General features: G+C 71.5%; 24 protein-coding genes. 15 read left to right on the forward strand and 9 right to left on the reverse strand.

Translation table 11 applies throughout. The features are described 5' to 3' along the window. Positions 1–1,381: 1,381 nt before the first annotated feature. Both ACZ518_RS37745 and ACZ518_RS37750 read left to right on the forward strand, forming a co-directional pair. Complete coding sequence (locus ACZ518_RS37745) at positions 1,382–2,098, forward strand: hypothetical protein (protein ID WP_042811490.1); 717 nt, start codon at positions 1,382–1,384, stop codon at positions 2,096–2,098. Then, the gene (locus tag ACZ518_RS37750; protein WP_042811489.1) at positions 2,095–2,568 is read left to right on the forward strand and encodes a helix-turn-helix domain-containing protein; all 474 of its coding nucleotides are present in this window, start codon (positions 2,095–2,097) and stop codon (positions 2,566–2,568) included. Before ACZ518_RS37745 ends, ACZ518_RS37750 begins: the two co-directional genes overlap by 4 nt. 132 nt (positions 2,569–2,700) lie before the next feature. On the opposite strand, the gene ACZ518_RS37755 is transcribed toward ACZ518_RS37750, so the two are convergent. The 7 genes from ACZ518_RS37755 to ACZ518_RS37785 form a co-directional block, all read right to left on the reverse strand. After that, a complete protein-coding gene (locus tag ACZ518_RS37755) occupies positions 2,701–3,141 on the reverse strand; it encodes a MarR family transcriptional regulator (RefSeq protein WP_469117550.1) in 441 nt (146 codons plus the stop codon). After that, on the reverse strand, positions 3,138–3,635 hold the full coding sequence (locus ACZ518_RS37760) for a MarR family winged helix-turn-helix transcriptional regulator (RefSeq protein ID WP_469117551.1): 498 nt from the start codon (positions 3,633–3,635) through the stop codon (positions 3,138–3,140). The genes ACZ518_RS37755 and ACZ518_RS37760 overlap by 4 nt, the downstream gene beginning before the upstream one ends. A gap of 76 nt (positions 3,636–3,711) precedes the next feature. Further along, on the reverse strand, positions 3,712–4,266 hold the full coding sequence (gene tpg / locus ACZ518_RS37765; RefSeq protein ID WP_469117552.1) for a telomere-protecting terminal protein Tpg: 555 nt from the start codon (positions 4,264–4,266) through the stop codon (positions 3,712–3,714). A 3-nt stretch (positions 4,267–4,269) separates the two neighbouring features. Next, positions 4,270–6,459, reverse strand: a complete 2,190-nt coding sequence (tap, locus tag ACZ518_RS37770) for a telomere-associated protein Tap (protein ID WP_469117553.1) — start codon at positions 6,457–6,459, stop codon at positions 4,270–4,272. Between the two features lie 116 nt (positions 6,460–6,575). Beyond that, positions 6,576–7,487: a ParB/RepB/Spo0J family partition protein gene (locus tag ACZ518_RS37775; protein WP_469117554.1), complete on the reverse strand. Its 912-nt coding sequence runs from the start codon at positions 7,485–7,487 to the stop codon at positions 6,576–6,578. Beyond that, the gene (locus tag ACZ518_RS37780; RefSeq protein WP_469117555.1) at positions 7,484–8,743 is read right to left on the reverse strand and encodes a ParA family protein; all 1,260 of its coding nucleotides are present in this window, start codon (positions 8,741–8,743) and stop codon (positions 7,484–7,486) included. The genes ACZ518_RS37775 and ACZ518_RS37780 overlap by 4 nt, the downstream gene beginning before the upstream one ends. Before the next feature lie 169 nt (positions 8,744–8,912). After that, entirely contained in the window at positions 8,913–9,584 is a 672-nt protein-coding gene (locus ACZ518_RS37785; protein ID WP_469117556.1) for a ScbR family autoregulator-binding transcription factor, read from the reverse strand. Positions 9,585–10,055: 471 nt separating this feature from the next. Between ACZ518_RS37785 and ACZ518_RS37790 the strand changes: the two genes are divergently transcribed. From ACZ518_RS37790 to ACZ518_RS37835, 10 genes are all read left to right on the forward strand, one after another. Continuing rightward, entirely contained in the window at positions 10,056–10,712 is a 657-nt protein-coding gene (locus tag ACZ518_RS37790; RefSeq protein WP_469117557.1) for a TetR/AcrR family transcriptional regulator, read from the forward strand. Between the two features lie 51 nt (positions 10,713–10,763). Then, positions 10,764–12,017 (forward strand): cation:proton antiporter domain-containing protein, encoded by a 1,254-nt coding sequence (locus ACZ518_RS37795; protein ID WP_469117558.1) that lies wholly within the window; start codon positions 10,764–10,766, stop codon positions 12,015–12,017. Between the two features lie 188 nt (positions 12,018–12,205). After that, a complete protein-coding gene (locus ACZ518_RS37800) occupies positions 12,206–12,820 on the forward strand; it encodes a ScbR family autoregulator-binding transcription factor (RefSeq protein ID WP_469117559.1) in 615 nt (204 codons plus the stop codon). A 239-nt stretch (positions 12,821–13,059) separates the two neighbouring features. Continuing rightward, the gene (locus tag ACZ518_RS37805) at positions 13,060–13,908 is read left to right on the forward strand and encodes an AfsR/SARP family transcriptional regulator (protein WP_469117560.1); all 849 of its coding nucleotides are present in this window, start codon (positions 13,060–13,062) and stop codon (positions 13,906–13,908) included. 77 nt (positions 13,909–13,985) lie between these two features. Next, positions 13,986–14,711 carry a ScbR family autoregulator-binding transcription factor gene (locus ACZ518_RS37810; protein WP_469117561.1) on the forward strand — a complete coding sequence of 242 codons (726 nt, stop codon included), beginning with the start codon at positions 13,986–13,988 and terminating at the stop codon, positions 14,709–14,711. Between the two features lie 141 nt (positions 14,712–14,852). Beyond that, a complete protein-coding gene (locus ACZ518_RS37815) occupies positions 14,853–15,674 on the forward strand; it encodes an AfsR/SARP family transcriptional regulator (RefSeq protein WP_469117562.1) in 822 nt (273 codons plus the stop codon). Between the two features lie 34 nt (positions 15,675–15,708). After that, positions 15,709–16,122, forward strand: a complete 414-nt coding sequence (locus ACZ518_RS37820; protein ID WP_469117563.1) for an SgcJ/EcaC family oxidoreductase — start codon at positions 15,709–15,711, stop codon at positions 16,120–16,122. Positions 16,123–16,134: 12 nt separating this feature from the next. After that, entirely contained in the window at positions 16,135–17,331 is a 1,197-nt protein-coding gene (locus ACZ518_RS37825; RefSeq protein WP_469117564.1) for an epoxide hydrolase family protein, read from the forward strand. 22 nt (positions 17,332–17,353) lie between these two features. After that, complete coding sequence (locus tag ACZ518_RS37830) at positions 17,354–18,280, forward strand: NAD-dependent epimerase/dehydratase family protein (protein ID WP_469117565.1); 927 nt, start codon at positions 17,354–17,356, stop codon at positions 18,278–18,280. A 41-nt stretch (positions 18,281–18,321) separates the two neighbouring features. Then, entirely contained in the window at positions 18,322–18,828 is a 507-nt protein-coding gene (locus ACZ518_RS37835; RefSeq protein WP_469117566.1) for a DinB family protein, read from the forward strand. Between the two features lie 31 nt (positions 18,829–18,859). Here ACZ518_RS37835 and ACZ518_RS37840 read toward each other — a convergent pair whose 3' ends face one another. Both ACZ518_RS37840 and ACZ518_RS37845 read right to left on the reverse strand, forming a co-directional pair. Beyond that, positions 18,860–19,405: a flavoprotein gene (locus tag ACZ518_RS37840; RefSeq protein ID WP_469117567.1), complete on the reverse strand. Its 546-nt coding sequence runs from the start codon at positions 19,403–19,405 to the stop codon at positions 18,860–18,862. 58 nt (positions 19,406–19,463) lie between these two features. Then, positions 19,464–19,976, reverse strand: a complete 513-nt coding sequence (locus ACZ518_RS37845; protein ID WP_469117568.1) for an FBP domain-containing protein — start codon at positions 19,974–19,976, stop codon at positions 19,464–19,466. Positions 19,977–20,219: 243 nt separating this feature from the next. On the opposite strand from ACZ518_RS37845, the gene ACZ518_RS37850 reads away from it, so the two are divergent. The 3 genes from ACZ518_RS37850 (at position 20,220) to ACZ518_RS37860 (ending at position 21,980) form a co-directional block, all read left to right on the forward strand. Continuing rightward, positions 20,220–20,774 (forward strand): dihydrofolate reductase family protein, encoded by a 555-nt coding sequence (locus ACZ518_RS37850; protein ID WP_469117569.1) that lies wholly within the window; start codon positions 20,220–20,222, stop codon positions 20,772–20,774. A gap of 91 nt (positions 20,775–20,865) precedes the next feature. After that, the gene (locus ACZ518_RS37855; protein ID WP_469117570.1) at positions 20,866–21,072 is read left to right on the forward strand and encodes a DUF4287 domain-containing protein; all 207 of its coding nucleotides are present in this window, start codon (positions 20,866–20,868) and stop codon (positions 21,070–21,072) included. A gap of 68 nt (positions 21,073–21,140) precedes the next feature. After that, positions 21,141–21,980 (forward strand): NAD(P)H-binding protein, encoded by an 840-nt coding sequence (locus tag ACZ518_RS37860; protein WP_469117571.1) that lies wholly within the window; start codon positions 21,141–21,143, stop codon positions 21,978–21,980. Positions 21,981–21,982: the final 2 nt, after the last annotated feature.

A 21,982-nucleotide genomic window follows, 5' to 3' on the forward strand; every position in this document is an offset into this window, starting at 1 on the left:
CCCGCGGAGCGGGACCCCAGGCGCTGCGCGCCTGGGAAGAGGACCGCCTCGCTGCGCTCGGCGGAGGGCCGCTTCGCGGCCCAGAGCCGCCCTTCGGGCGGGTGTCCCTCCGCTTCGCTTCGGGACCCCGGGCGCTGCGCGCCCGGCCAGCGACCCAGCTCGCTTCGCTCGCGGACCGGCCTCGCTTCGCTCGCCGGCGGCCCGCTTCGAGGGCCAGAGCCGATCCTTCGGGCCGGGGTCCTCCGCTGCGCTCCGGACAACACACCGTTTGTCCTCCGCTCCGCTCCAGACAACGGACCGAGGCCCTCCGCTGCGTTCCGGGCAATAGACACAGAAGCCCCCTGTGTTTCCTTCCGGGATGACCTAGCGGGAGGTCCTTCGCTCCGCTCCGGACCTAAGTCCGCCAGGTGCTGGGGAAGCGACTCCGCTCCGTTGTGCTCGGCAGAGTCCCGCTTCGCGGGTAAGAGCCCGCTTCGCGGGCCAGAACCTGCCTTTGGCCAAAGGTCCTCCGCTTTGCTCCGGACACCAACAGTGGAGTCGAGCGGGGAACCCGTCACCTCTGTTTGTCCGTGTAGCAGCCCAAGTACCTCGTCCTGGTCCAGGAGCTGACCTCCGGTGTGGTCGAGATTTCAGTACCCCTCGTCATCTACTCGGGCCGCGGTTCACGTTCGTTCCAGCTGTTCCTCAGGTTCTGGCTTCCGCAGAGTTCCAGGCCGGCGCAGGTGTTCTTCCCGGGTTCGACGCCTGACCCTTTTTGGCGGGGGCCGGCGGAGAACGGGTTGGGGGTCACTGGAGGGTTGGTGGACGGAGGGCCAGGGTGTTAACGGCGTTAATGGTCGATGAGGTGCTGATTCAAAGTGATGTCGGGATAGAGATAGGAATCAGTCAGATTCTGCGTGGTTATGGACACGGTGTCCGGAGGCCGTCGGTTCGGTGGCTGAGGTGCCGGGACGTCAGGAAGTGGCGCCTGCGCGCGGGTTGAAGACGGCGTTGAGTACGCGCAGCGCGGCAGGAGACGGCCTATAGAGGGTACGGATATGCATCGCCGCAGGTCAGAGGGGGTGCGCGGGGAAAGTTATGTCCCCTCAGAAGGGACATAACTCGGAGGATGTGTCGCTGGTAGGGGGACAGAACTCCTGCAAAACGTCAGCGAGGCTGACGCTTTTTGGGCCAAAACGTCGGGGATACTGACGTTCTTGCGGAGATACGTCGCCGAACTGCGCGGGGGCGGGGAGGCGTTGGGTGTGGGGGTCCGAGAGAGGCCCGAGAGGGGCCTTGGCCGAGATGTGTCCCTCCTGGGGGGACACAAGACACGCCGAACGTCAACGAGCGTGACATTAGTGTCACCCTTGTTGACATACTCTCTCTCCAGATCAACGAAGTGGAGAGCATCCTCGTGTCATCAGAAGCACAGCGCCGCCGGCAGAGTCCGTCGCGCGCGCCGCGTCCTGATCTCCCCGTTGATGACGCGATCTCGGCGTGGAGTCAGCCGCTGGCTCCGGTCAAGGATCTGGACAGCCTGGCGAAGCGGTACCCCAGCCGGAAGCTCACGCTGGACGGTGAGCGCAAGCCGCTGGAGTTCTACGGGACGCAGAGTCAGCCAAATGCGTTCTCGATGGACAGCCTCGAGTTCTTCCTGGTGATTGCCCAGTACTTCCGGGAAGCCTTGCCCTTGAGGCTCATCCTGCTGCTGATCGCGTGCCAGCGGGCGGGAGGGCGGATTCCGCTTACGCAGGAGGAGATGGCTACGATCCTGGATGTCAGCCGGACAAAGACGTCGGAGGCGCTGCACACCGTCATGTCTCATGGGATCGTCTTCAAGGTGCGGCGGGGTGTGTACCAGTTCAACCCGCCCTACAGTTACCGGGTGGCCGAGTTCATCCCGGGGACGGAGACGGCGGGTGAGTTCGTGAAGGTGGAGCAGCACAGCACCATCTCGCAGATTCGCAGCGACACGAGCCTGCCTGACCTGGTGCGGTTCCCGTCGCTGGACCACATGCGGCAGGCAATCGAGGAATTGCGGGCCGAACGGTCCAAAGAGCGCGCTGCGCGCCGGCTGAGCCGGGCGCAGCGCAAGGAAGAAGGGACAGCTCAGTGAGCACCTTGCGATTCGCTGCGGTCAACGCCGACGGGCTTCTCTCCGACCTGGACCTTCCGCCTGCCGCGTACCGTGTGCTGCTGAAGCTGCGTTCGCTGAGTGAGCCCGGCGGGCGGATCCTCATCGACCAGGCCACCATCGGGGGGCTGCTGGAGCTGAGCAGGCCGAGCGTGAACGCCGCCCTGCGCAGCCTGGAGCTGGCCAAGCTCGTGCGGAAGGTCAGGAACGGGGTGTACCAGATCAACCCGATGCTGGCCGGGTACAACTCTTTCGAGGACGCCGTCGCGGCGGTGAACGAGATGGCCCCGGACGAGCGGCTGGACGCGCGCGGGTACGTCGCCAGCTACCACCAGGCGGTGGCGGAGTACCAGGACCAGCTGGCGGAGCAGCGGAAGAAGCGTGCGGCGCAGGCCGCCGCGAAGAAGGCCGCGGAGTCGAAGCGGCGGCGGACGTTGCACGCTGTTGGGTGACATGCTTGAGGACGGGCCCGTAGAGGGCTTCTGAGGGTGTTTCAAGAGCCTTTGAGGGCCCCGGGGTATCCCGGGGCCCTCAAAGGGTTTCAGGGGCTTGGACGGGCTCCTGTGGCTTTGTGTGGACGGGGCTCAGCCGGCGTCCAGTTCGGTGTTGGCGCGGTCCGTGATCAGGGTCAGTACGCGGCCGGCCACCGCCAGGTCCTCGGCGGGGATCCCGGCGTACAGGCGGGCGGCGATCTCGGCCGTCGCGGCGGCGGTGGTCTCGTACAGGTCGCGGCCGGTACCGGTGAGGCGCAGGAGGGAGTCCTCCTGGGCGAGGAGCCCGGCGGTGAGCAGCTCCTCGATGACGGCCTGGACGAGCGGTTCGGAGGTCTTGAGGGAGTTCTGGATCTCGGCGACCAGCTCGCCGTGCGGGACGGAGCCGCCCGCGACGGTGACGGCCCGGAGCGTGACGCTCTGGTGGAACGTGATGCCGTGGCGGTCGAGGGCGCCTTCGGCGAGGGTGCGGGCGGCGTGGTGGGCGAGGGCTATGACGCGGGCGTTGAGGGTGGGGGCGGTGGTGGTGGTCATGGCTGCTCCTTCTCGTTCTCGGTTGTCCGGTCAAGAGGTGCTGGGTCGAGAGGTGCGTCGAGCAGGGTGGCCAGTTCGCGGGTGAAGCGGGACGTGCGGGGGCTGTCCTGGCCGCCGAGTGGTTCGAGGAGTTGGTCCAGGAGCCGCTGGACGGCCTTGACGGCCTGCTTGGTGACGTCGTGGCCCTGCTCGGTGAGCGACAGCTGGATGGCGCGCGGGTCGTCGGGGTCCCGGGTGCGGGCGATCAGGCCGGAGGTCTCCAGGGCTCGGGCGAGCTTGGAGACGTAGAGCGGTTCGAGGCCAGTGTGGTCGGCGAGCTGGCGCTGGTTCGGGCGTGTTCCGGAGCGGGCCATGCCGTACAGCGAGGCCATCAGGGAGTACTGGGCGTGCGTCATGCCCAGCGGTGCGACCGCCCGGTCGACGGCCACCCGCCACTTCATCGACAGGCGCCAGACCAGGAAGCCGGCCGTGGCGTTCTCGGGTGCTGTGCTCATGGGAAATACGGTACATGGATATTATGTACATGGCTAGCATGTGGGGGTGGGGTGCTGAGCGAGGGGGCGGTGTTCGTCAGAAGGCGAAGTCGACGTAGTCGATGTCCGTGAACTCGACGAGGAGGGATGTCGCGCGGGCGCCGTTGTCCTTGAAGTAGATCTCCTGGAGGGCCTCGGCCGTGATGCTGCGGAGCTGGGCTTCGGTGGCTCCGGTCTCCTGGGCCGCGAAGAGGCGTTGCGCGTACTCCGGGGGGAGGTGCTGGGTGATGCGGCGCATGCGGCCGTCGTCGGTGGTGCCGGGGGCCGCGGTGAACCCGAAGCGGGCGCGGGTCTCGATGACGAGTCCGGTGGTGCGGGCCGCCTGTTCGCGGGCGCGCTTGCGGACCAGGGGCTGCCAGCGGCGGCGTACTTCGGCTTCCAGCCGGGCGGCGAGGGCCGGCTTGGGCTGCTTGATCTCGTTCTTCACGTAGCGCTCGACCGTGCGCTGTGAGATGCCCAGGGTGGCTGCCACGGCCTTGGTGGATTTGAGCTGCTTGAGGAGGAAGCGCATCTGGGCGCCCGCGGACTTCGGGATGGGGCGGGTGAAGTGGAGTTCGTCGGCCTTGGTGAGGCTGTCTGAGATGTCGGACATCGGTTACTCGCCGTCTGCTGCCGCGTCGTGGCCCTTGATGTGGCGGGCCGGGTTGAGGTGTTGGTCGAGGAGCTGCACGGCCCAGAGGAGGGGCTGCGTGCCCTCGTGCTTGACCATGCCGGGGCTGACGCCGAGGCGGAAGCCGCCCGGGAGGGGCTTGCCCTCGGGGGTGTGGGGGAGGAAGTCCAGCGGGCTGGGGCCGTCGGAGAGGTAGACCGCGCAGTCGGAGAGGACCGCGATGGGGTGCAGGCCGGCCTCGGTGGCGAGCTTGCGCATCTTGCGGTGCATGTTGACGCGGGCCGTGGAGATGACGGCGGCGCGGATGTCGGGGCGCCAGGTGGGGCGTTCCAGGGCGGGCCAGGCTTCGCCCGGGCGGTAGGCGGCGCCCTGGGGGCGCTCGCGGAGTTTGCCGATGCCGCCCTTGACCGTCGACTTGATGGCGGAGAGGACCGCTGTCGAAGTGGGGGAGGCGTTCGTCTTGTACGTCGTCATGGCCGTGAGGAACTCGGACTCCGTGAGGGACGGGGTGATGCCGAGGTCGGCCATGGTCGCCATGTAGGCGTCGCGCAGGCGGGTGTACCAGGCGTCGAGGTAGGGGCCGTTGTCAGGGCGGGTCCAGGCCTCCGAGGGGCGGACTTCGTGGCCGAGCTCCTGGGCGTAGGCGAGGGTCGGGGTCGCGTACCAGGCGGGGCCGGTGGGGGGCTTGCCGTGGGGGGTGAAGGGGCTCGGGAGCCGGGGGTCGAGGGGGAGGCCGGAGAGGTCGGCGAGCCAGCACCCGGGGAGCTTCGGGTCGAAGCGGGGAGCGGTGGTGTGGACGGCCGGGCCGATGCCGACGGTGAGGCGGTTCGCGGCCGCGGCGAAGGCCATGTTCACGTCGATGCCGACGGCGTGGGTGCGGGCGCACTCGGCGTCGGTGAGGAGCTCCGGGTCGCGGATCCAGTCGTACGCCTCCTCGTCGAGGACCTCGTCCGGGGTCCGCTGGTGGGCGCGGGGGTAGAGGGCGGCGACCACCGGGTGCTCGTCGGGGGCTTCCGGCGGGGCCGGGTCGACGGGGCGGGTGAGGGATCCGGGGACGGGCGCCGACTCCCAGGTGTTGGTCCGCGGGTTGCGGGCGGCGCGGGTCGGCGGACGCAGGGCCGTCATCAGTTCCAGGCCCGTGACGGCGGTGGAGCCGCGGGGCGTGAGGACGCGGGCGGCGTAGGTGGTGAGCAGCTCGGCGAGTTCGGGGGCGGAGAGGTCCGCCGTGTCCTCGCCCCAGGCGCGGGAGTCGAGGGCGCCCCAGGGGAGGACAGCGAGCTGGACGCACTGGCGGCCGGTGGTGGGGGAGGCCGGGCGGTAGATGCGGGGCCACGGGCCGAAGCCGCGGCGGGTGAGCTGCCACTTGGCCTTGGTGAGCTGCTTGATGACGGGGTGGTCGTCCGGGAGGCGCAGGGCGCGGCGGTCTTCGAGGACGAGGGGGAGGCCGAGCTGTTCGGCGGCGGGGGCGGTGAGGACGAGGAGGGGGTCGCCGTCCCGGCCGTTGTGGTGGAGGCGGGGGGCGCGGAGGTCGGCGTCGGGGCCGAGGGCCCAGGCGACGAGGGCGGGGAGGCCAGAGGTGGGGTGGGGGAGGACGAGGCCGCCGGTGGCGTGGGCGTGGCCGGTGCCGTCGAGGACGGCGAGGGGGCCGTGGCCCTCCAGGGGGGCGGGGGCGGGGGCGGGGCGTTGAGGTGGGCGGCGGTGGGTGGTGGGGGGCTGGGCGTTAACGGCGTTAACGGTGGTGGGGGGTGCCGGGGGTGCCGGGGGTGTGGGGGCGGGGGCCGGTTCGGCGTTAACGGCGTTAACGGCGTTAACGGTGGGAGCGGCGGTGGGGGGCGGGGTGTTAACGGCGTTAACGGTCGGGGCGGCGGCGGGTGCGGCCGGGGGCTCGGCGTTAACGCCGTTAACGGGGGCCGGGTGGAGGGCGGCGAGGCCTTCGAGGAGGCGGGCGTACGCGGCGCGCTTGGGGGGGCGGGGAGCGGTGCGGCCGGTTTCCCAGGAGGTGACGGTCTCGCGGCGGACGGAGAGGGCCTTGGCGATCTGGTCCTGACTCAGGCCGGCGGCCTCGCGCAGGCGCTTGCGCTCGTCGGGGTGGGGGAGCCCGTCCTGGGCGGCCGCTTCTTCGAGCAGGGCGTCGACCGCTGCGAAGAGGGTGGTCTGTTCGTTCGTCTCGCTCATCGGTACTACCTCCAGGAGCACCATATGTGAATCGCACGCTTGAACGCACATGAAACGCACGTGGGGGCGTTAACGGCGTTAACGCCGTCAGCGCCCCCGGCGTGGGGTGCGGCAGCTCAGATGCGCTGCATGAGGAGTTCCGTGACGGCTTTCAGGTCGTCCGGGGTCAGGTGGGCGGTGAGGGCGTCCGCGATGGTCTCCGGGGAGTGCGTGGAGATCGTGATGCGGGGGGTCGCGGCGGCGGGGGCGGGCGTCGGGGCTTTGACGGCGTTAACGCCGTTAACGGTCGGGGGCGTCGGGCGGGTGCGCTGGCGCGGGGGGTTAACGGCGTTAATGGTCTCCGCGGCGGCCGTCTGTTCCTCCTGGGGGAGGCGGCCGATGCGGCGGGCCGGCTCGACCTTCAGCTCGCCCGTCTCCACCTTCTCCTGGAGGTCGGGCGTCAGGTTGAGGAGGGTCAGGCGCTGCGAGACCCAGGCCGGTGTCTTGCCGATCCGCTTGGCCACCTGGGCCTGGGAGCCGTGGACGTCGACCAGTTCCTGAAGGGCGCGGGCCTGGTCCATGGGGGCCACGTCGACCCGGTGGACGTTGGCGATGAGCGCCGATTCGAGGATGTCGGCGGCCGAGGCGGACAGGGCGTCGTTGACGTGGATGTGCATCGTCTTGAGCCCGGCCAGCTGGGCGGCCGCGAGGCGGCGGTTCCCGTCGATGACCACGTACGGGGCGCGGCCCAGGCCGTCGGTCTGGCCCGGGTGGGCCTCCATGAAGGCCAGCCGGGTCGAGACCGCGAGGGGCTGCAGCTGGCCTCGTACGGTCAGGGACTGGGCCAGCTCGTCGAGGTCGGTGAGGTCCTCGCGGAGGTTGAACGGGTTGTGGGCGAGGGCCTCGATGGGAACCTCGGAGGGCGGGACGACGCCGGAGGTGGGGGCGCCCGTGGCCTCGGCGATGGCGGTGCGGCGGGAGCTGACGCTGACGGGCTGGGCCCGTGCGAAGGATGCCGAGACGCCGAGCTTGTCTGCCTTGCTGCTCATGAGATCTCCCGGGCGAGGGCGCGCAGGGCGACTGCCTGGTCACCGTTGGGGGCGTAGACGAAGAGGGGCTGCTTGAGGCGGACGGACTCGCGCTGTTCCTTGAGGTCGGGGACGATCGCCACGACCCGGGGATCTTTTATGTCCATCCAGGCCTGGAGGGACGAGGTCGCGATGTAGCCGCGGCGGCCGTCGTAGAGGTTCACGACGAGGCCGAGGTAGTCGATGTCGAGGCTGAGGTCGTCGCGCAGGTCGTTGATCTGGGAGGTGAGGAGGTCGTACGCGTCCGCCGAGGAGTCCTCCGCCTGTACGACGATCAGCGCGCCGGAGGCGCCCGGCTGTTCGGTGTCGCGGCGGCGGCCGTAGTAGATCGCCGCGTCCATGCTCAGGCCGAGGCTGGGCGGGCAGTCGATGAGGATGACGTCGTAGTCGGACTCGACGGGGGCGAGGGCGCGTTCGAGGGCGGCCTCGCGGGCCCGGACGGTGGAGAGGCGGACGTCGAGGAGGAAGGCGTCCGTGCAGGCCGGCAGGAGGTGGAGGCGGTCGCCGAACCGGTCGTGCTCGATGGGGGCGATGAGGTCCTGGAGAGGGCCCTTGGCCTCGCCGGCCATGTGGCAGGTGAGGCTGTCGCCGCCGATGGGGAGCGGCTGCTGGCCGAGCTGCTTGGTGAGGTGGCCCTGGGGGTCGAAGTCGACGAGCAGGACGCGCATGCCCAGGCCCGGGAGGTCTTCGAGGTCGAGGGGGGAGGTGGCCGGGTGCCCGGCGTGCGTCTCCTCGGGGGTGGTGCGGCGGGCCAGCTGGCGGGCTACGCGGACCGGGTGGAGGCTCGCCGGGTCTTCGGCGAGGGCCTCGGCGGTGCCGGCGGTGATGGCGGTCTTGCCGACTCCGCCCTTCTGGTTGCACACGACGATGCGGCGGACGACGGAGGGGCGCTTCACGGTGGGGGCCGGGTTCAGCTCCAGCCAGAGGTGCACCGCCTGGGCGAGACCCTGGATGAGGGAGACGCCGCGGTCCTTGGAGTGGGTGCGGAAGGACTCCCACTGGCCGGCGGGCAGCCAGGTCGAGAACGACTCGGCGCCGGAGGTGTCGACGGGGGAGGGGGAGGAGGCGAGGGCGCTCCAGTGTGCGATGCCCTGGTGGACGGCGTCCTGGATGTCGACCCGCAGTTGGGCAGTGCGGATCTTCAACTCCTGGCGGAGCCACGGGGGGAGCTTGGAGACGACCTTCTCTCGGTCGTTTTGGGACGAGGGCGAAGTCATGAGAGGGACTTTACTAACGTTCTTGGGTGCGCGTGGGCGCCACGCTTGGGTTTTGCTAACGAAATGGGTGATGGGGCGTCCGGACAAGCGACAGGGCGGCCTCGCACCCGCCGTAGCGAGCACCCCCGTGGTTCACCACGGCGTGTGCGAGGCCGCCCTGGATGTTTCGTCAGCCGACCGGGACGGGGGCCTGCGGGGCGGGCAGGCCGAGTTCGGCGCGGCAGGAGGCAGAGCCCGCCGGGTCGAAGAGGAGAACGCGGGGGGCGGGCACGATGCCCGGGAGGAGGTAGTTCCACAGGTCGACGACCCGGGCGTGCAGGTCCTCGCGGTCGGCGCGGACGTGCGAGGTCACCTGGACGCCGGTGAACGAGCCGACGAGGAAGGTCGAGAGGTCGTGCACGTCGAGCGAGGGCATGATGTCGCCGCGTTCCTGGGCCGGCGTCAGACAGCTGCGACAGGTCTCGATCCAGGCGTTGTACGGGGACGGGTCCGGGCTGGTGAACGAGCCGAACTCGATGACCAGGCGGATGCCGGCGCGGATGCGGACGTTGGTGCGCAGCCCGAACGCCATCTGGTGGGTGAGGTCGATGACCGTTTGGAGGCCCGGGTCCTCCAGGGCGGGGACGTCCCTGGACACCTGGAACTGCTCATCCACCAGGGTGCGGGCGAGGGCTTCCTTGGAGGGGAAGTGGAAGTAGAGGGCGCCCTTGGTGACTCCGGCGTGCTTGACGACGTCGCTGAGGCTGGTGCCGCCGAAGCCGGCGCGGTCGAAGGCGACGGCCGCGCCGTCGAGGATCGCCTGCCGGGTGATCTCGGCCCGTTCCTGCCTGACCCTCGCCACGTGTGCTCCTGATTGCCGGTTACGTCCGCTGTAGGGAAGGTCAATCTAGTGGGGGCGGGCGAAAGAAAACCAGTCGACCAGTACTTTTATGGGGCTTGGGAGTAGGGGTTTGGGGACAGTTGGGGCGGTTTGGGTTGTTACTTTTCGCTGGAGGGCGGGAGGGGGGCGGCGTTAACGGCGTTAACGCCGTTAACGGGTGAGGGTGAGGGGGAGTCGAGGAGCGGGCCCACCCTCCAGGGCAGGGTCGCGAAGGCGCGGGTGAGGAGTGCCCTGCGGGCGGCCGGGTCGTGGCGGTCGTGCGGCCGGGGCGATGTGTGGGTGTGGGGGCGGGCTTACTGTGTCGCTTTGTGTACGGTAGACGCGGTTTTGGTGCGAGGGCTGGGGGATCCGGTGGCGGACGGACAGTGGGCTGCGGCGGTGCGGTTGTTGTGGGGGCCGCCGGTGACGCCGGCGCGGGGGCCGCGGCGGGGGTTGACCCTGGAACAGATCGCGCTGGCCGGGGTCGGGATCGCCGACGGCGAGGGGCTCGGCGGGGTCTCGATGCAGCGGGTGGCCGGGGAGCTGGGGGTCACCAAGATGGCCCTCTACCGGTACGTGCCGGGGAAGGCGGAGGTCGTCGCGCTGATGGTGGAGGCCGCGATGCCGGATCCGGCCGGGGGCCTGGACGCCGCGTTGGCGGTGGCCGGGGACGGCTGGCGGGAGCGGCTCGGGGTGTGGGCGCGGCAGCTGCTGGCCGGGTTCCGGGCGCATCCGTGGCTGCTGGACGCGACCGTTGGGGCGCGGGCGTTGGGGCCGCGGGAGGTCGGGTGGCTGGAACGGGCGCTGGCCGCGCTGGAGGGGTGCGGGCTGACCGGGGCCGAGGCGATGGACGCGGTGGTGCTGGTGGCCGGACACGTGCGGGGGATCGCCGAGCAGGAACGGGCGACGGGTGGCGCCGGGGGCCCGGACGAGGAGCTCGGGGCCGTGCTGGCGGAGGTCGTCGGGACGAGGGGCGAGGAGTATCCGGCGCTCGCGGGAGCACTGGCTTCCGTCGCCGCGCACGGGGGGCAGGACCAGGCCCTGGAGTTCGGGCTGGAGCGGATCCTCGACGGGGTCGGGCTGTTCGTGGAGCGGCGGGCGACCTCCTGAAGTCGGATGCCCTCTGGTTCTCGGAGAGGGGAGCTGGGGCAGTACTGGGCCGTGGCGGGTGGTGTGCTGGTCGCCCTGGCGGTGGTGGTTCTCGCGTGCGGGGCGGGCGGGGTGTTGGCGCGCTGGCTCGGGCAGCCGGCGGTGGTCGGGGAGATCGCCGTGGGGATCCTGCTCGGGCCTACGTTCATGGGGTGGGTGTGGCCGGAGGGACAGCGGTGGCTGCTGCCGGGTGAGGTGCTCCCGGTTCTGGCGGAGCTGGGAAACCTCGGGCTCGTCGTCTTCATGTTCCTGGTGGGGCTGGAGCTCGACGTGGGGATGCTGCGGGGGATGCGGCGGGCCGTGGTGGTGGTGAGTCAGGCAAGCGTGTGGATACCGCTGGGACTCGGGGGGCTGCTGGGGCTCGGGTTGTACGGGACCTTCGCGCCGGAGGGGGTGGGGCGGGGGGAGTTCGTGTTGTTCGTGGCGGTGGCGCTGAGCGTCACCGCCTTTCCCGTACTGGCGCGGATCCTCACCGAGCAGGGGCTGTACGGGACGCCCGTGGGGGCGCTGGCGATGGCCTGCGCGGCGGTGGTGGACGTGGTCGCCTGGTGCCTGCTGGCGGTGGTGGTGGCCGTCGCCGGGGGCGGTGGGGCGGGCGCCGGGCCGTGGCGGGCGGCCCTGGCCGGGGTGTTCGTCGCGGGGATGTGGTGGGGGGTGCGGCCGCTGCTCGCCCGGGGGGTCGGGCGGTGGGGGGTGGAGGAGCGGGGCGGTGGGGTGGTGGCGCTGTTCGGCGGGGTCTGCCTGGCCGCGTACGCGACGGAGGCGCTGGGGGTGCACGCGCTGTTCGGGGCGTTCGTCTTCGGCGCGGTGGTGCCGAGGGGGGTGAAGGCGGTGGAGTCGGCGGCGCGGCGGATGCGGGAGTTCGCGGTGCCGGTGCTGCTGCCGCTGTTCTTCGTGGGGAGCGGGCTGCGGACCGACGTGGGGGCGCTGCGGGGCGGCGGGGCCTGGTGGTGGGCGGCGGCGGTGCTGGCGGTGGCCGTCGCGGCGAAGTGGGGCGCGGGGTCGGCGGCGGCGCTGGCGGCGGGGGTGCGGCGGAGGGAGGCGGTGCTGCTGGGGGCGCTGATGAACTGCCGAGGGGCGACGGAACTGGTGGTACTGAACGTGGGGCTCGGGCTGGGGGTGATCGGGGTGGAGCTGTTCACGGTCCTGGTGCTGATGGCGCTGGTGACGACGGCCGCGACGGGGCCGGTGGTGCGGGCGCTGGGGGTACGGGGGCGGGGGCCGGGCGTTAACGGCGTTAACGGCGTTAACGGTGGTGGGGATTGACCGGTGTGGCGGGGCCGGGTGCCGACGGTGGCCGGCCTGGTGGCGGTGTTAACGGCGTTAACGGTGGGCGGTGGCTCCGTCCGGAGTCCGGTCCGGCTCCGGCGGGGGCGTCGACTGTGGCCCAGGATCTCGTACCCCCTTGGTGTGGGGCGACCCGCGGATGCGGCGATTGCGGTGTGGAGCCCCTCATGGTCAAGCAGGAGCGTGCGGCACGCACGCGGGAATCTCTCGTGCTCGCTGCGGCGGAGGTGTTCGCCGCGGAGGGGTTCGCCGCCGCGTCGATCGCAGCGATCAGCGAGCGTGCCGGAGTGACCTCCGGCGCGGTCCAGTTCCACTTCGACGGCAAGCCCGCCCTCGCCCGGGCCGTGGAGGCGCGGGCCGCGCGGGCGCTGCGGCGGATCGCCGAAGCGGAAGGCGAACCGGAGAGGGCCGGCGCCCCCTTGAAGATGCTCGTCGACGCGACGTACGCGCTGCTGGAACTGCTGGCGGCGGACGCCGTCGTGCGGGCCGGGTTCGCGCTGGGCGCCGATGCGGCCCACCACAGCCAGGTGGATCTGCGCGGGCAGTGCCGTCTGTGGGCGGAAGAGCTGATGGCCACCGCCGACCGGGCCGGGCTCCTCGCCGATGGGCTGGCCCCGCAGGACGCGGCACGGGTGGTGGTGGCCTTCACGGCAGGGCTGAAGGCGTTGGGGGCGGTGGAACCGGAGTGGACCCCCCGTCAGGCGCTGGACCGGATCTGGACGGTGGTGCTGCCGGGGATCGCGCCCGATGGGGCGGCGATCACGGAGCAAGAAACAGACTGAATGGTTTGATTTTAGGGCCCCGATGGGTGTTATATGGCCCCTGTTGTGAGGCGGCTGAAGGGCTCCAAACTGTCATGGGTGTGTGACGTGGTCACAAAAACCCAGGTCAGATGGGATTTCTGGGTGGCGCCGAGATTTCGTCAGACTGAGAACTGCCCGGTCGGCAACGCATTGACAAACCGTCCGTCCTGTTTTCTACTGACTCTTGCGACCTCATCCAAAGGACAGGGGAGTACGACGTGGACATCGATGTACTGGGCGCACTCGCCGTGCGGGAGAACGGGATCTCCATCACGCCCACCGCCCCCAAGCCCCGGCAGGTCCTGGCGCTCCTGGCCCTCCACGCCGATCAGGTCGTGCCGGTGTCGGCGCTGATCGAGGAGCTGTGGGGGTCCATGCCGCCGCGCAGCGCACGCACCACCCTGCAGACGTACGTACTCCAGCTGCGCGCGCTCATCGCGACCGCCCTGGAGGGGAACGGCGACGAGGACCGCACGGCGAAGGACGTCCTCGTGACCCTGCCCGGCGGCTACCTGCTGAACAGCGACCGCGGTACCAGCGACGTCCGGGAGTTCGACCGGCTGGCCGGGATGGGCTACCGGGCGATGGACGCGGGTGACTACCCCGTCGCCGCGCAGCGGCTGCGGGAGGCGCTGGCCCTGTGGTCGGGGCCCGCCTTCGCCGACGTGCAGGGCGGGGTGCAGCTGGACATGGAGACGCGCCGCCTGGAGGAGACCCGGCTGTGCGCGCTGGACCAGCGCATCGAGGCGGACCTGAAGCTGGGCCGCCACCGCGAGCTGCTGGCGGAGCTGACGGTGCTGGTGAGCCGGTACCGCACCCACGAGAACCTGCACGGGCAGTTCATGCTCGCCCTGCACCGCTCGGGCCGGCGCGGCGAGGCGCTCGACGTGTACCAGCGCCTGCGCACCACGCTCGTACGGGACCTCGGGCTGGAGCCGTCCACCGCGCTGCGCAGGCTCCAGCGTTCGATCCTGATGGCGGGCCCGGACGGCGTGGGCAAGCCGGCGGTGGTGGCCGGGGCGGGCACCGGGGCGGTTCCGCGGGCCGAGCGGCTCGTACGGGCCTGACCCGCGCGCGGCCGGCGCCGTGCGTGCCGGTCAGCGGTAGGTGCAGGGACGGAGCGGGGGGAAAGGGAGACGGAGCGGTGCAGGAGAGGTCGGAGCGGACCCGCAGGCGGTTGGTCTTCGCCGGGGCCGAGTTGTTCCACCGCAACGGGTACGCCAACGCCACACTCGGTGAGATCGCCGGTGCGGCGGGGGTGACGAAGGGGGCGTTGTACTTTCACTTCGCCTCGAAGGACGAGCTGGCGGACGCGGTGCAGCGGCGGGGCTGTGGCCTGCTGCACGAGGCGGTCCGGGTGCTGCGGGAGGGCGGAGCCTCGCCCCTGCAGGCGCTGATCGACACGACGCACTGGCTGGCGCGGACGCTGCACGAGGATCCGGCGATCCCGGCGAGCTTCCGGATCACCAAGGAGTGCGCCGGGCACCAGCCGGCCTCGGTCGACTTCCACGGGGCGTGGCTGTCGGCGGTGTGCGAGCTGTTGCGGATGGCGCGGGACGTGGGAGAGCTGCCGCTGGACCGGCCGGCCGTCGGGGTGCCCGACGGTGCGGAAGACGCCGGTTCGGCCGCCGACCGGTGGGAGAGCGCCGAGGCATTGGTGGCGGCGGCCGTGTGCGGGATCGAGGTGCTGGCCGGGACGGGGCTGTCGTACGAGGAGCTCCAGCGGAAGGTGGCGGCCCTGTGGGGGCTGCTGCTGCCGAGCCTGGTGGGCGCGGAGCGGGTGCGGGAGTACCGGATCGCTGCCGCTTCCACTGGCGTTCGGCAGGCCGACGGGGAACGGAGTTACGAGTTCCTCGGGACCGCGGTCTGACGCGTGTCCCCTCGGCGGCGGCCGGGGGAGCGGGGTTCGAGCAGAGCCCGGAGCGGGCGGCCGGGGCGTGGGAAACGGCAAGCCGGGCCCCCGGGTTCCGGCGTCATCGAGGTGCATCGACGAACTGCGGAGGGGCAGACCATGAGGATCCGGATTCTGGGACCGCTCAGTGCCGAGGTCGACGGGGAGTCGATCGTGCCGTCGGCGGGCAAGCCGCGGCAGATCCTGGCCCTGCTCGCCCTGTACCCCGGGCGGGTGGTGCCGGTGCCCACGCTCATGGAGGAGATCTGGGGCCAGGACCTGCCCAACAGCGCGCTGACCACCCTGCAGACGTACATCCTCCAGCTCCGCCGCAGGCTGGGAACGGCCATGGGGCCGGGCCGGCCGGGCGCCGCGAAGGACGTCCTCACGACCCGGCACGGCGGGTACCTGCTGCAGGTGCCGCCGGAGTCCGTCGACGTCCACGCGTACGAGGACCTCGTCGCGCGGGGCCTCGCCGCCTTCGAGGGCGGTGACGACGAGGGTGCCGCCGCCCGGCTGCGGGCGGGGCTCGCGCAGTGGCAGGGGCCCGCGCTGGTCGACGTACGGGTGGGGCCGGTGCTGGCGATCGAGGTCATGCGGCTGGAGGAGAGCCGGCTGGTCGCGGTGGAGCGGCGGATCGACGTCGACCTGCGGCTCGGACGGCACACCGAACTCCTCGCCGAGCTCACCGAGCTGACGGCACGCCACGCACAGCACGAGGGGCTGCACTCCCAGCTGATGGTGGCGCTCTACCGGTCCGGGCGGCAGGGCGCGGCGCTGGACGTGTACCGGCGGCTGCGCGGCAGGCTCATCGGGGAGCTGGGCGTCGAGCCGTCGCCCCAGTTGCAGCGGCTGCACCAGGCGATGCTGACCGTCGACCCCGCCCTCGACGTGGTGGCCGGACCGCGGAGGGGCTCCACCTTCGACCTCTATGCCGCTTGATCTCAACCGGACTTGAGGTGTGAGCATGGTGCCCATGGACAACGACACCACGCCGCGCGCGGCGGACCTCGAAGCGATCGCCGGACTCGTCGCCACCGTCGAGCGGGCCCAGCAGAACAAGGACGCCGAGGAGTTCCTCGGGCTCTTCCACCCGGACGCGATATGGACCACGGCCCACGGCAAGGTCCTCATCGGCTTCGACGCGATCGCGGAGTTCACCCGCCGGGTACTGCCCGCCGCGAACTGGGACGGCAAGGTCAGCTACGAGGTCGGGCACGTGCTGTTCATCCGGGACGACGTCGCCGCCGTCAAGGTGCGCCAGCGGTACCTGGGCGCGGGCGAGGAGAGCGAAGGAGCCCCGCTGTACGTGGTCTCCCGGCAGGACGACGGGCGCTGGCTGCTGACCGCCTGCCAGAACACCCAGGTCCACGACCCCGCGCAGGACTGACATCGTGGGGGCATGGACGATCATGGTGTGACGCCGTTCCGGCTCGACGTGCCGCAGGACGAACTCGACGACCTGGACCTGCGGCTGCGCCGGACGCGGTGGCCCGACGGGCTCGACGGCGTCGGGCGGGCGTACGGGATGCCGCCGGCCGAGCTGCGGGAACTCGTACGGTACTGGCGCGAGCAGTACGACTGGCGGGCCGCCGAGGCGCGGCTGAACGAATGGCCGCAGTACACCACCGTCATCGACGGGGCCCGGGTGCACTTCGCGCACGTCCGCTCGCCCGAGCCGGACGCGCTGCCGCTGCTGATGACGCACGGCTGGCCGGGCTCGTTCGTGGAGTTCCTGGAGGTGGCCGGGCCGCTGACGGACCCGCGGGCGTACGGAGGTGATCCGCGCGACGCCTTCCACCTGGTGCTGCCCAGCATCCCCGGCTTCGGGCCGTCCGGGCCGACCACTGACACCGGCTGGGAGTTCAAGCGCGTCGCGCGGGCCTTCGGGGTGCTGATGGAGCGGCTCGGGTACGACGCGTACGGGGTGCAGGGCGGCGACTGGGGCGCCGCCGTCTCACGGGAGCTGGGGCGGATCCGCCCGGGCAACGTGGTCGGGGTGCACCTGAACCTGCTGCCCGGGGCCGGGGCCACCGCCGAGCCCGGGGAGGCGGAGCTCGCGGCCCTGGAGCCCGCCGAGCGGGAGCGGACGCTGGCCTCCTGGGAGCGGTACCGGGTGTGGGCGCGGGAACGGCAGGGGTACGCCGACATCCAGGCGACCCGGCCGCAGACCCTCGCGTACGGGCTGAACGATTCGCCCGCCGGGCTGCTCGCCTGGATCGGGGAGAAGTTCACCGAGTGGAGCGACCCCCGGACCCCCGTGGACCGGGACCAGATGCTGACCAACGTGATGCTGTACTGGCTGACCGGGACGGCCGGGTCGGCCGCCCGCATCTACTACGAGCGGGCCCACGCCGACTACCACGGGCGGCCGCCGGAGGTCTCGGACACCCCGACCGCCCTCGCCGACTTCCCCCGGGACAACTTCGTCCCGCTGCGGCACGTCGCCGAGCGCACCGACCGGATCGTGCGCTGGACCTCGTACGACAGGGGCGGGCACTTCCCCGCGATGGAGGTGCCGGAGCTGCTCGTCGAAGACATCAGAAGTTTTTTCCGGGAAGGTGTCACATTCGGCGGGGCCCGTCTGTCCCCTCAGTGAGAACACGATGGAGGAGGCCGGGATGTTGGTGCTGCTGGCGGGCGCGAGCGGAGTACTGGGGCAGCGGACGGCGGTCGCGCTGCGGGCCGCGGGCCACGAGGTGGCCGGGCTGGGCCGGGGCGCGGGGATGGACGTACGGGCCGACCTGCTCGACCGCGAGGGACTGCTGCGGGCCGTCGACGGCCGGCGCTTCGACGCGGTGGTGCACGCCGCGACCGCCCTGTCCGGCAAGGCCATGGCCGCCCACCGGGACATGGCGGCCACGAACCGGCTGCGTACCGAGGGCACGGAGAACCTGCTGGCCGCCGCCCGCGAGACGGGGGCGCGGCGGTTCCTGGTCGAGTCGATGATGTTCGGCTACGGGTACGGGGACCACGGCGCGGCGCTGATCGGCGAGGACGACGGCTTCGGGCCGCGCGGGGCGAACGCCGCGCTGGAGCGGCACGTCGGCGCCATGCGGACCAAGGAGGAACTGGCCTTCACCGCCGCCGGGATCGAGGGCGTCAGCCTGCGCTTCGGCCTGTTCTACGGGGCCGGCACCACCGACACCCACCTCGTGCCGCTGCTGCGCGGGCGGAAGCTGCCCGTCGTCGCCGACAAGGGCCGGGCGCTGAGCTGGGTGGACACCGAGGACGCGGCGCGCGCGGTGGTGCTCGCGCTGGAGTCGGGGCGTGCGGGGCAGGCGTACAACATCGCCGACGACACCCCGGTGGGCTGGGGCGCGCATGTGGGGGCGGTGGCCGGGGCGTTCGGGGCGCCCGCGCCGCTGACGGTGCCGCTGTGGGTGCTGCGGGCGGCCCCGCTGGCGCACACCATCATGGGCAGCTCGCTGCGGCTGTCGAACGCCAAGGCGCGGCGGGAGCTGGGGTGGGAGCCGCGGTACGGGAGCAGCCCGGAGGGGGTGCGGGCGCTGGCGGCGGCCGGGACGGAGCGGGTGTCCGGCATGTGAAATGGGCGGTGGGAGCCCCGTACGGCTGTGATCATCGGCCGATGGACCTCGAACAGCGCACCCCGCCCGTGCTGACCGGCGACGAACGCTCCACCCTGACCAGCGTGCTCCAGTGGCAGCGCGACACCCTGCGGATGAAGTGCGCGGGCCTGACGGACGAGCAGCTGCGGCGCAGGGCCGTCCCGCCGTCCGGACTGAGCCTGCTGGGGCTGGTCCGGCACCTGGCGGAGGTGGAGCGGGGCTGGTTCCGCAACGTCCTGAACGGTGAGGACGTACGCGGCTACTTCCCGAAGAACGACGCCGGGGAGTGGACGGAGTTCCACGTCGACGACGCGGACCCCGCCGAGTCCTTCCGGATCTGGGAGGAGGCCTGCGAGCGTTCACGGGCCGTCGTGGCGGCCGCCGAGTCCCTCGACGTACGAGGGCACTTCGGCGACGAGGCGTACTCGCTGCACTACATCCTGGCCCACATGATCGAGGAGTACGCCCGGCACAACGGGCACGCCGACCTGCTGCGCGAGGCCATCGACGGGGTCACCGGCGAATAGCCGGCGAGCAGCGGGCGAGCAGCGGGCGGATCTACGCGGAGACCGCGCCGGCCCGGTCCACGGCGTCGAGGGCGACCTGCCACGGGAAGTGCGGCGGGGCGTCGGGGCCGGCCGGGCCGGGCAGGAAGCCGCCCTCGCCGTACAGCAGTTCGGCGCCGGCGCCGCGCAGGACGGCCAGGGACTGCTCGAACTGGGGGTGGGCGGCGAGCGCGGCGTTCGTACACGGCATGGCCACCACCGGGGTCCCCTTGCCGAGGGCCTCGGCGGCCACGCCGACGGTGAACCGGTCGGTGAGGCCGAGGGCCCAGGCGTTGACGGAGTTGAAGGTGGCGGGGGCGAAGAGGACGGCGTCGGCGGCCGGCCACACGTCGGGCTCCCCGGGGAGCTTGTACTGCCAGCGCACCGGGTTGCCGGTCAGGGCGGCGAGGCCGTCGAGGCTTTCCGACACCCACTGCGCCGCTGTCGGGGTCAGGCCCAGGCACACGTCCCAGCCGCGCGACTGGGCGTCCTCGATCACATGGGCCACGTCGAAGACGGGCGGCGCGGCGGAGCAGAACAGGTAGAGAGTCCTCGTCATGCGGTTATGTGATCACATTCCTGGCCCTCAACTCTCCTTGAGGGTCCGGCCGCTCGGCTCAGGCCGCCGTGCCGGCGGTGATCCTGTCGGCGAAGGAGCTCAGGTTCCCCCACATCCGGGCCACGCGCTCGTCCACGGTCAGCGACTCCTCGGGGCGCCCGGCGCGCAGCTTCGGCTGCCGCTTGCCGCGTACGTAGAGGGAGCAGGCGAGGTCGGCGCAGACGTACGTGCCGACCGTGTTCCCCTCGCGGCCGCGGGCGCCCGCCAGCGGTGCGGCGAGCAGGGTGACACCGGAGGAGGCGTGTCCCGTCAGGCAGATCTGGCACAGGCTGGACTTCACCGCGCTGGTGCGGGTCGCGGCGGGCACGCGCAGGGTGATGCCGACCGGGCCGCCGGGGCGCGGGATGACGAGATGGGCCCGCAGCGGGGCGCCCGGGTCCACCCAGCCGAGGAAGTCCAGGTCCTGCCAGGGCAGTTCGGCGAAGTCGAGGGGCAGGCGCAGGCGTGCCGCCTCGCCCTTGGTGCAGTTCACGAAGGACGAGCGGATCTGTTTTTCGGTGAGCGGTTCCACGGGAGTGGACCCTACGGGGCGTTTGGGCTGCTCTGCACTTCATTTACGCAGGTGGGAGCCGGTGGGGACGGATGCTTGAAAACTTCTCGCGGCTTCGGCGATGAGTTTCGGGGAGGGGGCCGGTCTACCCCTGTGAAGAGCGGGAGTTGGGCCGCGAACCAGGATGTGGACAGCGTCCACTTTTCTGGATAGGCTGCGGAGCGTCCGAATGTGGACGCCGTACACATAGTCAGGGGAAACATCATGCGCAAGGTCATCGCCTCCGTTTTCATCTCCGTCGACGGCGTCTTCGAGGACCCGAGCTGGTCCATGCCGTTCTGGAACGCCGAGGCGGAGGAGTTCGCCGGCGAGCAGCTCGCCGCCGCCGACGCGCTCCTGCTGGGCCGGGTGACGTACGAGGCCATGGCACCGGCCTGGATGGCGCGCGCCGAGGGCGCCGACGCCGGGACCGAGCGGATGAACGCGATGCCGAAGTACGTCGTCGGCTCCAGCACCGCCGCACCCGAGTGGAACGCCACCTTCCTGACGGGCGGCCTCGCCGCCGAGGTCGCCGCGCTCAAGCGGCAGGACGGCGGCGACCTGCTCGTCTACGGCAGCGGGCGGCTGGTCAACGCCCTGATCGAGCACGACCTGCTCGACGAGCTGCGGCTGTGGACGCTGCCGGTGGTGCAGGGCAAGGGCCGCAAGCTGTTCGGCGAGGACTCGCCGGTGAAGACCCTGCGCCCGGTGGGCACCACCGTGCTCGGCGACAGCGGGGCACAGGTGCACGCGTACGTTCCCGTTCCCGTGGCCGGCTGAGCCTCCGCGGCGTCCGGCGAGTCCGTCCTCCGTTTCCGTCCACGTTTCCGTCCACGTTTCCGTACGTACCAGGCACAAGGAGCAGTACGAGATGAGCGAGCAGCCGGTGAAGGGCCCCGCGAGCTACTTCCCTTCGATCGAGAAGAAGTACGGCCGTCCGGTGGCGCGGTGGCAGGAGCTGATCCGCTCCTCCCCGCTGACCGGGCACATGGAGCTCGTCTCCTGGCTGAAGGCCGAGCACGGGATGGGCCACGGCCACGCCAACGCCCTGGTCAAGCACACCCTCACGGAGCAGTAGACGCTCGCGTATGCGGGGGAGCGCCTGAGCCATGTCGTGTCTCGCCGGACGCGGCTTGACTGGGTGTCATGACGAAGAACACGAACGAGACGCAGAACACGGTCACCCTCGTCATCGGGGGCAACGGCAAGACGGGCCGACGGGTCGCCGAGCGGCTGGAGGCCCAGTCCCGCGCGGTGCGGATCGGCTCCCGCACCGGCGAGCCGGCCTTCGACTGGAACCGGCCCGAGACCTGGGGCCCGGCGCTCGAGGGCGTGGACCGCGCGTACATCACCTACCACCCCGACCTGGCCTTCCCCGGGGCCGCCGACCGCATCGGGGCCTTCGCGGAGGCCGCCGTGGCCGCCGGCGCGCGGCGCCTGGTGCTGCTGTCGGGGCGCGGGGAGGAAGCCGCCCGGCTCGCCGAGAGCCGGCTGCGGGACTCCGGGGCCGACTGGACCGTCGTACGCGCCAGCTGGTTCAACCAGAACTTCGACGAGTACTTCTTCCTGGACTCCGTACTGGCCGGGGAGATCGTCCTGCCGGTCGGGGACGCGGTGGAGGCCTTCGTGGACGCCGACGACATCGCCGACGTGGTGGTGGCCGCGCTCACCGACGACCGGCACATCGGCAGGACGTACGAGCTGTCCGGGCCGCGGCTGCTCGGCTTCGCGGAGGTGGCCGCCGAGCTGTCCGAGGTGACCGGGCGCGAGATCGCGTACGTCCCGGTCACGGAAGAGCAGTACCGGGCGGTGCTGCGCGAGCACGGCCTCCCGGAGGAGTTCGCCGACCTGTTCACCCTGATCTCGGACGGGCGCAACGCGCACCTGGTCCACGGGGTCCAGGAGGTGCTGGGGCGCCCGGCCAGGGATTTCTCCGACTACGCGCGCGAAGCGGCGGCGAGCGGCGCCTGGGACGTCCGAGGATGAGG

It is taken from the genome of Streptomyces sp. NPDC033966 (assembly GCF_055575955.1).

Coding starts and splice junctions, on each gene's coding strand:
- ACZ518_RS37755 (WP_469117550.1), bottom strand. CDS start 3,141: ATGACCACCACCACCGCCCCCACCCTCAACGCCCGCGTCATAGCCCTC.
- ACZ518_RS37760 (WP_469117551.1), bottom strand. CDS start 3,635: ATGAGCACAGCACCCGAGAACGCCACGGCCGGCTTCCTGGTCTGGCGC.
- tpg (WP_469117552.1), bottom strand. CDS start 4,266: ATGTCCGACATCTCAGACAGCCTCACCAAGGCCGACGAACTCCACTTC.
- tap (WP_469117553.1), bottom strand. CDS start 6,459: ATGAGCGAGACGAACGAACAGACCACCCTCTTCGCAGCGGTCGACGCC.
- ACZ518_RS37775 (WP_469117554.1), bottom strand. CDS start 7,487: ATGAGCAGCAAGGCAGACAAGCTCGGCGTCTCGGCATCCTTCGCACGG.
- ACZ518_RS37780 (WP_469117555.1), bottom strand. CDS start 8,743: ATGACTTCGCCCTCGTCCCAAAACGACCGAGAGAAGGTCGTCTCCAAG.
- ACZ518_RS37800 (WP_469117559.1), top strand. CDS start 12,206: ATGGTCAAGCAGGAGCGTGCGGCACGCACGCGGGAATCTCTCGTGCTC.
- ACZ518_RS37815 (WP_469117562.1), top strand. CDS start 14,853: ATGAGGATCCGGATTCTGGGACCGCTCAGTGCCGAGGTCGACGGGGAG.
- ACZ518_RS37820 (WP_469117563.1), top strand. CDS start 15,709: ATGGACAACGACACCACGCCGCGCGCGGCGGACCTCGAAGCGATCGCC.
- ACZ518_RS37825 (WP_469117564.1), top strand. CDS start 16,135: ATGGACGATCATGGTGTGACGCCGTTCCGGCTCGACGTGCCGCAGGAC.
- ACZ518_RS37830 (WP_469117565.1), top strand. CDS start 17,354: ATGTTGGTGCTGCTGGCGGGCGCGAGCGGAGTACTGGGGCAGCGGACG.
- ACZ518_RS37835 (WP_469117566.1), top strand. CDS start 18,322: ATGGACCTCGAACAGCGCACCCCGCCCGTGCTGACCGGCGACGAACGC.
- ACZ518_RS37840 (WP_469117567.1), bottom strand. CDS start 19,405: ATGACGAGGACTCTCTACCTGTTCTGCTCCGCCGCGCCGCCCGTCTTC.
- ACZ518_RS37850 (WP_469117569.1), top strand. CDS start 20,220: ATGCGCAAGGTCATCGCCTCCGTTTTCATCTCCGTCGACGGCGTCTTC.
- ACZ518_RS37855 (WP_469117570.1), top strand. CDS start 20,866: ATGAGCGAGCAGCCGGTGAAGGGCCCCGCGAGCTACTTCCCTTCGATC.
- ACZ518_RS37860 (WP_469117571.1), top strand. CDS start 21,141: ATGACGAAGAACACGAACGAGACGCAGAACACGGTCACCCTCGTCATC.